At 32.8% G+C, this 13,019-nt stretch carries 12 protein-coding genes; 9 read left to right on the plus strand and 3 right to left on the minus strand.

The features are described 5' to 3' along the window. Nucleotides 1-16: 16 nt before the first annotated feature. Entirely contained in the window at nt 17-2,161 is a 2,145-nt protein-coding gene (pnp, locus tag KTF99_RS05510; protein WP_009009069.1) for a polyribonucleotide nucleotidyltransferase, read from the plus strand. Beyond that, nucleotides 2,161-2,718 (plus strand): Maf family protein, encoded by a 558-nt coding sequence (locus KTF99_RS05515; RefSeq protein ID WP_029479953.1) that lies wholly within the window; start codon nt 2,161-2,163, stop codon nt 2,716-2,718. Before pnp ends, KTF99_RS05515 begins: the two co-directional genes overlap by 1 nt. Nucleotides 2,719-2,757: 39 nt before the next feature. On the opposite strand, the gene KTF99_RS17020 is transcribed toward KTF99_RS05515, so the two are convergent. Together KTF99_RS17020 and KTF99_RS05520 are read right to left on the minus strand one after the other, a co-directional pair. Continuing rightward, a complete protein-coding gene (locus KTF99_RS17020) occupies nt 2,758-2,973 on the minus strand; it encodes a hypothetical protein (protein ID WP_254210094.1) in 216 nt (71 codons plus the stop codon). Nucleotides 2,974-3,021: 48 nt separating this feature from the next. Next, nucleotides 3,022-3,804: a MerR family transcriptional regulator gene (locus KTF99_RS05520; protein WP_254210095.1), complete on the minus strand. Its 783-nt coding sequence runs from the start codon at nt 3,802-3,804 to the stop codon at nt 3,022-3,024. Nucleotides 3,805-4,075: 271 nt separating this feature from the next. Here KTF99_RS05520 and KTF99_RS05525 point away from each other — a divergent pair, with 271 nt between their 5' ends. The 3 genes from KTF99_RS05525 to KTF99_RS05535 all read left to right on the plus strand — a co-directional run bounded on the left by KTF99_RS05525 (nt 4,076) and on the right by KTF99_RS05535 (nt 7,738). Further along, complete coding sequence (locus tag KTF99_RS05525; protein WP_003538129.1) at nt 4,076-5,191, plus strand: 6-phosphofructokinase; 1,116 nt, start codon at nt 4,076-4,078, stop codon at nt 5,189-5,191. Nucleotides 5,192-5,624: 433 nt separating this feature from the next. Further along, nucleotides 5,625-7,064 carry an ABC transporter permease gene (locus KTF99_RS05530; protein ID WP_029479955.1) on the plus strand — a complete coding sequence of 480 codons (1,440 nt, stop codon included), beginning with the start codon at nt 5,625-5,627 and terminating at the stop codon, nt 7,062-7,064. Nucleotides 7,065-7,066: 2 nt separating this feature from the next. After that, on the plus strand, nt 7,067-7,738 hold the full coding sequence (locus KTF99_RS05535) for an ABC transporter ATP-binding protein (protein ID WP_029479957.1): 672 nt from the start codon (nt 7,067-7,069) through the stop codon (nt 7,736-7,738). Nucleotides 7,739-7,758: 20 nt separating this feature from the next. Here the strand turns inward: KTF99_RS05535 and KTF99_RS05540 are convergent, their stop codons facing one another. Beyond that, nucleotides 7,759-8,634 carry a MurR/RpiR family transcriptional regulator gene (locus KTF99_RS05540; RefSeq protein ID WP_008791791.1) on the minus strand — a complete coding sequence of 292 codons (876 nt, stop codon included), beginning with the start codon at nt 8,632-8,634 and terminating at the stop codon, nt 7,759-7,761. Nucleotides 8,635-8,785: 151 nt separating this feature from the next. Between KTF99_RS05540 and KTF99_RS05545 the strand changes: the two genes are divergently transcribed. The 4 genes from KTF99_RS05545 to feoB all read left to right on the plus strand — a co-directional run bounded on the left by KTF99_RS05545 (nt 8,786) and on the right by feoB (nt 13,005). Further along, nucleotides 8,786-10,198, plus strand: a complete 1,413-nt coding sequence (locus KTF99_RS05545; protein WP_003538133.1) for a glycoside hydrolase family 1 protein — start codon at nt 8,786-8,788, stop codon at nt 10,196-10,198. 136 nt (nt 10,199-10,334) lie between these two features. Continuing rightward, nucleotides 10,335-10,550 (plus strand): FeoA family protein, encoded by a 216-nt coding sequence (locus KTF99_RS05550; protein ID WP_008791790.1) that lies wholly within the window; start codon nt 10,335-10,337, stop codon nt 10,548-10,550. Nucleotides 10,551-10,572: 22 nt separating this feature from the next. Beyond that, complete coding sequence (locus tag KTF99_RS05555; protein ID WP_003538135.1) at nt 10,573-10,794, plus strand: FeoA family protein; 222 nt, start codon at nt 10,573-10,575, stop codon at nt 10,792-10,794. A 27-nt stretch (nt 10,795-10,821) separates the two neighbouring features. Beyond that, nucleotides 10,822-13,005 (plus strand): ferrous iron transport protein B, encoded by a 2,184-nt coding sequence (feoB, locus tag KTF99_RS05560; protein WP_029479959.1) that lies wholly within the window; start codon nt 10,822-10,824, stop codon nt 13,003-13,005. Nucleotides 13,006-13,019 lie beyond the last annotated feature (14 nt).

Below are 13,019 nucleotides of genomic sequence, written 5' to 3' on the forward strand. Positions count from 1 at the left end.
TAGATGAGGTGAAAGAATGAATAAACAAGTGTTTAGTATGGATTTTTATGGTAAAAATCTAAGTGTGGAAGTAGGAGAATTAGCTAAGCAGGCTAATGGAGCTGTATTGGTAAGATATAATGATACAGTTATTTTATCAACTGTTGTGGCAGGGAAAGAACCAAAAAATGTTGACTTTTTTCCATTGACAGTAACTTATGAAGAAAAATTATATTCAGTTGGAAAGATTCCAGGTGGATTTTTAAAAAGAGAAGGGCGACCTAGTGAACATGGGACATTAACAGCTCGAATGATTGACCGTCCAATTAGACCATTATTTGCAGATGGGTTTAGAAATGAAGTGCAAAGTGTTAACACCGTTTTATCTGTAGATCAAGATGCAACTCCAGAAATGGCGGCTATGTTAGGTGCATCACTGGCTTTATGTGTTTCTGATATACCTTTTAATGGCCCTATTGCAGGGGTCAACGTTGGTTTGGTTGATGGTGAATTCATTGTTAACGGAACACCAGAACAGCTAGAGAATTCTTTAATAAATTTAGAGGTAGCTGGAACCAAAGATGCTATCAATATGGTTGAAGCTGATGCTAAAGAAGTTAGTGAAGAGGTAATGTTGGAAGCATTATTGTTTGGTCATGAAAAAATCAAAGAATTAATTGCTTTCCAAGAAAAAGTAGTTGAGGCTTGTGGAAAAGAAAAAATTGAAATTCCATTGTTTGAATTAAATAATGATTTAGTTGAAGAAGTTGCAGTACGTGCTAAAGCCGAAATGGCTGCAGCAGTTTCAATTCCCGGTAAATTAGAGAGATATGGAGCAATTGATGATCTAATCGCTCAAGTGACAGAGGAATATGACAATAGAGAATATGAAAATGAAGAAATAAAAGCTGATGTGATGAAACAAGTTGGAATCATTTTACATGATCTAGAAAAAGATGAAGTACGTCGATTAATTACTGAAGATAAAATAAGACCGGATGGACGCAAAATCGATGAAATCAGGCCATTAGATTCGCAAATTGATTTGTTACCTCGAGTTCATGGGTCAGCGTTATTTACACGTGGTGAAACGCAAGTTTTATCGGTTGCAACATTAGGTGCAATTGGAGAACATCAAAAAATAGATGGATTAGGGTTAGAAGATCAAAAACGTTTTATGCATCATTATAATTTCCCGCCATATTCAGTTGGAGAAACAGGACGAATGGGTGCTCCAGGTCGTCGTGAAATTGGGCATGGCGCTTTAGGCGAAAGAGCTTTAGCACAAGTGATTCCTAGTGAAGAAGCTTTTCCTTATACAATTAGAGTGGTTTCTGAAGTATTGGAATCTAATGGTTCCTCTTCACAGGCTTCTATCTGTGCTTCGACAATGGCCTTAATGGCAGCCGGTGTTCCAATTAAGGCACCAGTAGCTGGAGTAGCTATGGGACTAGTAAAAAAAGGGGATGCATATACTATCTTGACAGATATCCAAGGAATGGAAGATCATTTAGGAGATATGGATTTTAAAGTTGCAGGAACTGATGCGGGTATTTGTGCATTACAAATGGATATTAAGATTGATGGTATTACGAAAGAAATTTTACAAGAGGCTTTAGCTCAAGCTAAAGTAGCTCGTAAACAAATTATGGCAAACATGATGGATGCGATTGCAGCACCACGTGATGAATTATCACCATATGCACCAAAAGTACAAATGATGAAGATTGAACCTGATCAAATCAAAGCGGTTATTGGTCAGGGGGGTAAAACAATCAATGAAATCATTGAACAATCTGATGGTGTTAAGATCGACATTGAACAAGATGGTACAGTTGTTATTTATCATTATGATCAAGCTGCAATCAATAAAGCAGTTGAGCTAATTGAAAAAATTGTTAAAAAAGCGCAAGTTGGCGAAGTTTATGATGGTAAAGTAGTAAGAGTAGAAGATAATTATGCTTTTATTAATTTGTTTGACGGAACAGATGGTTTTTTGCATATCTCTGATTATGCATATGAAAGAACTAAAAAAATGGGTGAAGTGATAAAATTAGGTGATATCATTAAAGTTAAAGTCACTAAAGTTGATGATAAGGGAAAAGTAAATGTTTCACGCAAGGCTTTACTTCCTAAACCAATTAAAAAAGAAGAACCTAAAGAAGAACCAAAGGCAGAATAATGAAAAGGCTTGTTCTTGCTAGTAGTTCACCTAGAAGAAAAGAATTATTAGAATTACATAAGTTTGATTTTATAATCGACTTTCAAGAAATTGAGGAAGTGCTAGATGAAAGTTTGGCACTTCCTTTACGTTTAGAGAAGTTAGCTTATCAAAAAGCAGCACCCATTGCTTTAAAATACCCTAGTGATATTGTTATTGGAGCAGATACTATGGTATGTTTAGAAAATCAGATGCTGGGAAAAGCTGCTGAACGTCAGGCAGCTTATGAAATGTTAAAATTGTTATCTGATCAGACCCAAACTGTTTACTCAGCGGTAGCAATCATTGATAATGGAAAAGTTTCTACTTACCATGATGGAACTAAAGTCACTTTTAAAAAATTATCTGATGAAGAAATTAACGCTTATCTTGATTTAAACGAATGGCCAGGTAAAGCAGGAGCTTATGCAATTCAAGGTGAAGGTAAGGCATTAGTCGCTAAAGTAGAAGGAAACTTAGAGACTGTTATTGGAATGCCGGTTTGGATCATTGAAGAATATTTAAATAATCATAGATAAAAAATATTGAGTGACTAGAATAAAAAAGTATGATTTCTATTATCTGGAAATCATACTTTTTTGTGATGTCATGTAATCGGTTAGATTTATTTTATTTTGGTAAGCTGTTAGGATATTGTCGGGATCTACAATATTGGGAATTTTCTCTGTTAAAATATGTCCAATCAGCTGACTGTCATTATTAAATGTTTCAGGTCCCAATAAAAAATAAGTTTCACCATCACTAAAATAAAGTGTGATATCTACTTCATACATATCAGTGCTTGGGCCTCCAGTACCTAAACTATAAAGAGGGATAAAACGCTATCTAGTTTGAACGACAAGTTTTTCAATATCTTGGTAGAAATAAAACTTTTGATATTTATAATGCTGATTAATCAAGGCAGAAAGTACATATTTAAAATGGTGAAAAGAATTTTTACGCTTGAAAATTCTTATTCCTTCTTCTAAAAATTCAATAGATTGGTTTCTTGATTTATCGTAAAGATGCATCATAAATTGGAAGTTAGCAAAAATAAAAATTAAAATATTTATTAAAAAGACGACTGCGACAAAATATAAATTTTCTAAATAATACCATTTTTCGCTCCAAATCCAAATATAAATACCGTAAGTAAAAATCGAAGCAATAATTCCTGCAGAAATGACCTGTCGTATTGCCATGGCTCTAGTTAGTGGGCGATTATAAGCTATTGTTTTACTTGTTTTTCGATATCCAAGCCCTTTTTTCTCTGGAACTAATTTAATATTTTCTAATGCAGGAATTAGTGGAATATGCATATCTTTGAATGTTGATATTGTATTTTGAAGATCTTCTAATTCAGAAATTGTTTGATCAATGTTGCGCTTATGAATCTTTAAACAGTCATCTAAACTGCATTTATTATTTAAGATTGCTTTGATATCATCAATTGAAATATCTAAATTACGTAAAAATTTCACAAGTTTTAACGTTTGTAAATCGTCATGGCTGTAGTTACGGTAACCATTATTTGTTCTTTTGGGTCGGATGATTCCCACTTTTTCATAATAAAGTATGGCATGTTTAGTTAAACCTGTGATTTTTTCAACTTCATTTGTTCTCATGGAGACCCCTCCTATAAAGATATTATAACGTAAAGTAGATATTTTTGTTTTTATAATAATAATTTAATTATTGAGTAATTATTTATTGAATCTTTAAAAGTAATGTAGTCATCTTTATAATAAATAGATGTTGTTTATTTAAGGCAGAAGTTAATATTTTTTATAATATTTTGTTGAATTTTATAAATATTGCGTATTTTATGTAAACGGTAACATTTTTATTGAGTTTTATTATAAAAAATCATATAATAAAGTTTATGGAGGGATGTTTATGGCAGACGTAAAAAGAATCGCATTATTATCTGGAGGCGGAGATTGCCCCGGGTTAAATGCTGTTATTAGAGCAGTAACCAAAGCGGCTATTAATGAATACGGGTATGAAGTTATTGGCTATGTTTATGGTTATCGTGGTCTTTATAACAATGATTACATAGAATTGACAGTTGATAAGGTAGAGAATATTTATAAAGAAGGTGGAACTATTTTATATAGTTCTAATAAAGATAACTTATTCGACTATCTTGTTGATGATGGTCATGGCGGAAAGGTAAAAAAAGACGTTTCTGATGTTGGTGTCGAAAACTTAAAAAAAGCTGGTGTCGATGTGCTGGTTGTTTTAGGTGGTGATGGTACTTTAACAAGTGCTCGTGATTTTTCAAGAAAAGGCGTTAATGTAATTGGTATCCCTAAAACAATGGATAATGATTTGCCAGCGACTGATTTAACTTATGGATTTATCAGTGCTTCTTCAGTAGGAACTGAATTTATTGACCGGTTAAATACAACGGCAAAATCACATCATCGAGTTATCTGTTGTGAGCTGATGGGACGAGATGCTGGATGGATTGCGTTATATTCAGGAATGGCAGGAAATGCCTCATGTATCTTAATTCCTGAGATTCCATTTACAATTGATAACATTGTTAAGCACGTTGCAAAACGCGACGCTGAAGGTTATCCATACACTGTAATTGCAGTAGCAGAAGGTGCTAAATATGCTGATGGGACTAAGGTGATTGGAAAAATCGTTGAAGATAGTCCTGATCCAGTTCGTTATTCAGGATTAGCTGCAAAGGTAGCTGATGATCTTGAACAGGCAATTGCTAACCATGAAGTTCGTTCAGTTAATCCAGGACATATCATCCGTGGAGGAGATATCCAAGCATATGATCGTATTTTATCAATTCGTTTTGGTGTAAAAGCACTTGAGCTGATTAAAGAAGGTAAATTTGGTAATGTTGTTACTTTAAAAGGTGAAGAAATGTCTTATACATCTTTAGAGGAAGTAATCGGTGATGCTAAATTTGGAAAACAAAAACATGTAGATCCTAATGGTGAATTAGTAAAAGCTGCAAAAGCGATTGGAATTTGCTTTGGTGATGAATAAGACTGTAAAACAGTCTTATTTTTTTATAAAAATGTAAATAATATTATATGAATAAAAACTATTAAGATTATTTTATTACATAAAAAGAATCAAAGATAGTCGAAATGAATAATTCTTATTGCGGTAGATATTAGTCTAGTATAAGAAGTATCATTTGATAATATTTTTTTAAAAATTTTGAATTAAATATTAAAAATAGTACATAATATTATTGAGGTGAATTTATGAAAAAACCAAAACATGGGCAACAGTCAAGTAATGACAATGCTAAAGATCAATTAGGTGATGATGAAATAGTTGTATCAGGAAATCAAGAAGATTCTACAATTAAATATAGATAAGGGAAACTAACTTTAGTTTCCTATTTTTTTACATAATTGAACGATTTTATCCTTAACTATAGTTTGCTATATTTTTTTCAGGAGGTTAAGATATGTTAAAAAATGCATTTCTAAGTATTAAAAAGAATATTGGCAAGACAGTTTTATTATTTGTAATAATGACAGTAATTGCGAACTTGATTATTGCAGGTTTGTCAATCCAGAGTGCTTCGAAAAAATCAATGGAGCAAATTAGAACATCACTTGGCAATGATGTAACATTGACAACAAATATGCAAAATATGATGGGTCAACGTGAAAAAGGGCAAGCAGTTAGTGAAGTAGCAGCAAGTGTTACAATTGCGATGGCTGACCAGTTAAAAGATTTAAAATATGTAAAAAATTATAATTATGCTATTTCAACCACAGCAAGTAGCGATGATATTACAGCTGTTGAATTGACCACAAGTCAAGATAATCAAACAATGGAACGTCCTGATGGACAAGAAAATTTCCAATCAGCAAATCAAGGAGATTTTTCAATCAGTGCAAATACGACGATGGAATATTTAGATAGTTTCACAGAAGAAAGTAGTACTCTAAAACAGGGACGATTATTATCAAGTGATGATGCCGGAACAAATAATTGTGTCATTGAAACAAATTTAGCTACTGATAATGATTTAAATGTAGGTGATACATTTACAGTTTATACTACTATAAATGAAGAAATAGTAACACAACAATTAACTATTGTCGGAATCTACGAGGTGACAGATGCTAAAACAATGGGTGGACCTGGGCAAAGTAATCCGTTTAATACAATTTATACAGATTTATCTATTGGTCAAACATTATCGGGGAGTGAAACAAATATTACATCGGCAACTTATTATTTAGATGACCCTGAGAATATTGAAGCTTTTCAAACCTTAGCACAAAAAAAGAGTGATATCGATTTTGAGACATATACGCTTGATGCAAATGATCGTTTATATCAGCAAAATGTAAGTAGTTTAAAAAATACTCAATCATTTGCAACAATGTTTTTAATCGTTGTAATTGGTGCCGGAAGTGCTATTCTATGCTTGATTTTAATTTTAACAATCAGAAGCAGATATTATGAAATTGGTGTATTTTTATCATTAGGACAAAGTAAAGTGAAAATTATTTTACAACAATTATTTGAGATGCTTTTGATTGCGGCTGTTGCCTTTGTTATTTCACTAGGTACCGGAAAGTTAGTATCAAATGTAGTTGGAAATATGCTAGAATCTGGAACGAACAATAATCAAGTTCAAATGCAGATGCCGGAAATCAGAGATCAAAATAACGATAGCAATAACACTAATTCGACATCCGGTAATGATAAAATGTTCGATCAAGCATTTAATGGACCGGAAAATACAGAATTAGATGTGTCTTTAACAACTACTACAGTAATGCAATTAGCGGGGATTACAATTGCAATTTGTCTTGTTTCAATCGCTATTCCATCTGCTTATGTATTACGATTATCACCACGTGAGATTCTTGTGAAGAAGGAGGGGTAGAGATGGAAACAATTTTGAATTTTGAAGATGTTTCATACCATTATTTAGATGGTTCTAGTAATGTAAGTATTTTGAATAAAGCTAATTATAGTTTTGAAAAAGGAAAAATCTATGCAATTGTTGGCGCTAGCGGTAGCGGGAAGACAACAACTATTGTATTGGCTGGTGGTTTAGATAAGCCAAAAGGTGGAAAAGTTATTTTTAAAGGCCAAGATACTGCAGGGATTGGATTAAATAAATATCGTCGGAATGACATTTCGATTGTGTTTCAATCATATAATTTGATTCATTATATGAATGCTTATGAAAATGTTGCTAATGCAATTGAAATAGCTGGACGGAAGATCCCGAATAAAAAAGAATATTGCCTGGATATTTTAAAAAAATTAGGGCTTTCAAAAGAACAAAGTTTACGAGATATTCGCAAACTTTCTGGAGGACAGCAACAAAGAATTGCTATTGCTCGTGCAATTGCCAAAGATGTTGATTTAATTTTAGCTGATGAACCTACGGGTAATCTTGATGAAAAGAATTCTAAAGAAATTTTAAAAACATTTATCGATTTAGCTCATCAAGCTAATAAATGTATTATAATTGTTACTCATTCGCCATCATTGGCTCAAAAATGTGATGTTCAATTAAAAATAGAGGACGGACAAATTATTGAAATTTAAAAGGCTGCTCAAACAGCCTTTTAATCATTGATGGGACTTTTATAAGGATGACGGTGATCAAATAATTTATCACGATTAATTTTTTCATTAATATAATGATCATAATTCAATCTAAAGATACATGAAAAAATCAAATCAAGCAAATAAGAAATCGATGTTTTGGATGAATAAGGAGCTATCTTAGAAAATATCTTTTCTCGTGATCCTGTATTCATAATATAAGTGCAATATTTTGATAATTGATTATCCCCGATAGAAGTAATACCCAAAAGGGGAACATGCATCTTTTTTAAAAATTTCGCAAGTTCTACCATTTCATTCGTTTCGCCGGAATATGATATAAGAATGGCTACATCATCAGGACTACAAGTATATGATAAGAAACCTTGCTCACCAGCATGAGCTCGCATTTCCACCATTTTACCAATTCGCATCATTTTGTGTTGAAAATCAAAACCAGCTAATAAAGAATTACCATTTCCAAAAAGATAGATGCGTCTTGCTTGATCGAGTAAATTAATAATTTTGTCAAGGTTCTTAAAATCAACTAAGTTTAAGGTGTCTTCAATAGCTTCTTGATGCAGATTGGCAATCCGATATGCAATTTGGCTATTTGAGTCGGTGTTTCCAAAAGGAAAGTTGACGTCAACGCGTTTTTTGTTTTTTTTATCAAACTGTAATTCAGCTGAATATTTGATTTTAAAGTCACCATAGCCATTAAGTCCTAATTTACGGCAAAGACGAACAATTGTTGCTGGAGAAGTATAAGTTTGTTTAGCTAATTCTTTTACTGATAAATTAAGAATATCTTCACCATTATCTAATATGTATTTCGCAATTGTTTTTTCAGAACTGGAGAAATCTAATTCAAATTCTAATTGAGTCATAATACTCATAAAATCACCTCTATTTAGTATATCATGAAACATTGTTTCATAAAACTGGTATTTATTAAATAAAATATGAAACTTGATTATAAGGTCAGAAAAACTCATTTACTTATCTTTACAGATTAACTAAAATGGTATATGAAAGAGAGGTATTGTAATGGAAAAGAAATTACCAGATAATTTTTATTGGGGTGGCTCAGTATCAAGTTTTCAAACTGAAGGAGCTCGTAACGAAGGTGGAAAAGGCGTTTGTATTTATGACGTTAGACCAACTGATCCAGAATTTTCTGACTGGTCAGTAGGAATTGATGAATATCATCGTTATGATGAAGATATTGCTTTAATGAAAGATATGGGATTCAATTTTTACCGTTTTTCAATTTGCTGGTCAAGAATTATTCCTGATGGGACTTTAGATGAACCGGTAAATGAAGAAGGAATTAAATTTTACAGTGATCTAATTGATAAATTGATTGCTGCTGGTATAGAACCTATGATAACTTTAGTGCATTTTGATATGCCTTATAAATTAGTAAAAGAACATAATGGTTTTGCATCACGCTATGTTGTTGACTGTTTTGAAAGATATGCTCGTGTATGTATCGAACGATTTGGTAATCGAGTTAAACACTGGATGTCTTTTAATGAACAAAATTTACATGGGATGATGTTGCGTGTATCTAACGCTGAAGAAATTCCTGAAGGTGTGGACCCAGCTAAACATTTATATCAAGTCAATCACAATGTCTTTATTGCTCATTGTAAAGCTGTCAAAGCATTAAGAGAATTACAGCCAGATGCTCAATTCTGCGGTATGAATGCAGTTACTAATATTTATCCATATTCAAATACGCCAAAGAACAATTTATTTGCATGGAAAGCTTATCAATATATGAATGGTTTCCACTGTGATGTTTTTGCTAAAGGAAAATATCCAGATTATATGATAGCATATTTAGAAAACCGTGGATGGATGCCAACATTTGAAGAAGGCGATGATGAATTATTAAAGTATACTGTAGATTATATTGCTTTTAGTTATTATCGCTCTAATACTGTTACTGAAGGTGAATTTGATTATACAAGACCATATCATGAAGTAGTTGGAGAACATACAGTTAAAAATCCACATTGCGAAGCTAATGAATGGGGTTGGGAAATTGATCCTGTTGGTTTTAGATGGACTTTAAATGATTTAGCAACACGTTCTGATTTACCGGTTTTCGTTCTTGAAAACGGAATTGGATGGCGTGAAGATATGACGCAAGAAGAAGTTGATACAATGTTAGCAGCTAATAAAACAATCGAAGATGATTATCGTATTAATTATCATCGTGATCACATAAAAGAAATGAAAAATGCAATGTTTGAAGAAGGCGTTAAATGTCTAGGTTACATTACTTGGGGACCAATTGATATTCTAGCAAGTATGTGTAATATGGATAAACGATATGGTTTTGTTTATGTAAACCGTACTAATAAGGATATTCGTGATTTAAAACGTATTCCTAAAAAATCATATCATTGGGTTAAAAAAGCATTTGAATCAAATGGAGAAGATTTAGACTAAGAAGGAGAAATCCTTCTTTTTTTGCTGATAAAGTTAAAATATCCTAACTTTTTTCTTGGCAACTATTGACTTTTAAGTTAGGCAGGTATAACATAACAGTAGTTAGATAGGACTAACAAGAAAAAGCGAGGAAGTGATGATGATGCCTTTAACTATGGCGACAATTGGTGAAGTACAGACCATAAAAAAAGTCGGAGGAAAACAAGAAGTAAAATTATTTCTTGAATCGCTAGGCTTTACAACAGGAGCGACAGTTACTATTGTAAGTAAGAACCAAGGAAATCTAATTACTAAAATTAAAGAATCAAGAGTAGCGATTAGTCAAGAGATGGCTAATAAAATTATGATTTAACTATTAAAAGGGGGATAATTAATTGAAAACGCTAAGAGATGTAAAATGCGGAACTAGTGCGAGAGTCATGAAACTGCATGGAGATGGAGCTGTAAAAAGAAGAATCATGGATATGGGAATTACTAAGGGGACAGAAGTACTAGTTCGTAAAGTTGCACCATTAGGTGATCCAATTGAGGTTAAAGTACGAGGATATGAACTATCTTTGCGTAAAGCCGATGCAGCAATGATTGAAGTATTATAGTAGTAAAATATATAGGAGGGTGAAAAAATGTCAATTACAATTGCATTAGCGGGGAATCCTAATAGTGGGAAAACAACGCTATTTAATGCTTTGACTGGTTCCAATCAATTTGTTGGAAACTGGCCAGGGGTAACAGTAGAGAAAAAAGAGGGTAAATTAAAAGGTCATAAAGATGTTAAATTAATGGATCTACCTGGTATTTATTCTTTGTCGCCATATACTTTGGAAGAGGTAGTGGCACGTAACTATCTAATTCAAGAAAGACCAGATGCAATTATCAATATTGTTGATGGAACAAACTTAGAAAGAAATCTTTATTTAACTACACAAATTATGGAGTTGGGGATTCCTGTTATTATGGCAATCAATATGATGGATATCGTTGCTAAAAATAATGATAAGATTGATGTAAAAAAATTATCAAAAGAATTGGGGTGCCAAGTTGTTGAAATTTCTGCTCTTAAAGGAAAAGGAATAAAAGAAGCGGCTGATCGTGCTGTTACTTTAGCTAATTCTAAAAGAATAAATGCACCAATTCATAAATTTGATAGTGCTGTTGAAGAAAAATTAGACCAGATTGAAGCAATGTTGCCAAGTGATATTGCAGTGGAACAACGACGTTTTTATGCGATTAAATTATTTGAACGTGATGATAAAATTTCAGGATTAATGAGTAGTGTACCTGATGTTGAAACAATTATTGATCAAAGTGAAAAAGAATTAGATGACGATGCAGAAAGTATTATTACTAATGAACGTTATCAATTTATAACTTCTATTATAGATGATTGTTATAAAAAACATAGTCATGATCAATTATCAGTTTCTGATAAAATTGACCGCATTGTTACAAACCGCTGGTTAGCCTTACCAATCTTTGCAGTAGTAATGTTTGTGGTTTATTATATTTCAGTAACTACTGTTGGTACTTGGGCGACTGATTGGGCAAATGAAGGTGTGTTTGGTGATGGATGGAGTTTATTTGGACTAGCAGTTCCATCAATTCCAAGCTTAATTGAAGGATTATTAGAATCCTTAGGAACTGCGGCCTGGTTAAATGGCTTAATTTTAGATGGTATCGTAGCTGGGGTAGGTGCGGTATTAGGTTTCGTTCCACAAATGTTAGTGTTATTCTTTTTCTTAGCGGTGCTTGAATCATGTGGATACATGGCTCGGGTTGCATTTATTATGGATAGAATTTTTAGAAAATTTGGATTATCAGGTAAATCATTCATTCCAATGTTGATTGGAACTGGATGTGGGGTACCAGGAATTATGGCATCACGTACTATTGAAAATGATCGTGATCGAAAAATGACGATTATTACAACTACGTTTATTCCTTGTGGTGCTAAGTTACCAATTATTGCGTTAATTGCAGGTGCATTATTTGGTGGTGCATCTTGGGTAGCACCGAGTGCATATTTTATTGGAATAGCTGCAATTATTACTTCTGGAATTATTTTAAAGAAAACAAGACGTTTTGCTGGTGAACCAGCACCATTCGTAATGGAGTTACCAGCGTATCATATGCCGACGATTACTAACGTTTTAAGAAGTATGTGGGAAAGAGGATGGTCTTTCATTAAAAAAGCTGGAACGATTATCTTATTATCAAGTATTTTAGTTTGGTTTACTTCATACTTTGGATTTGTCGATGGACAATTCACAATGTTAGAAGATACTCAGTTAGATCATAGTATTTTAGCATCAATTGGTAATGCAATTGCATGGATATTTACACCACTTGGTTGGGGTGATTGGAAAGCTGCAGTAGCTGCGATTACAGGTTTAGTTGCTAAAGAAAACGTTGTTGGTACATTCGGTATTTTATATGGATTTGCAGAGGTTGCTGACGATGGAGCAGAAATCTGGGGAACCTTAGCAGCAAGCTATACACAAATTGCAGCATTTTCATTCTTAATCTTTAACTTATTATGTGCACCATGTTTTGCTGCTATGGGAGCAATTAAAAGAGAAATGAATAATGGTCGCTGGACAGCGTTTGCAATTGTGTATCAAACTGTATTTGCTTATTTAGTAGCATTTAGTGTTTATCAAATTGGAAATTTAGTTATTACTGGAACATTTACATTTGCTACAGTAATTGCTATATTAGTAGTGATTGGTTTTGTTTATCTATTAGTTCGACCATATAAAGAAGACAATCGTTTAAATATCGATTTAAATAAAACTGTAACTGAAAAATAGAAAGGGTGATAACA

The organism is Erysipelatoclostridium sp. MSK.7.34, from assembly GCF_019041935.1.
GTDB classification, from domain to species: Bacteria; Bacillota_I; Bacilli_A; order Erysipelotrichales; family Coprobacillaceae; genus Thomasclavelia; species Thomasclavelia ramosa.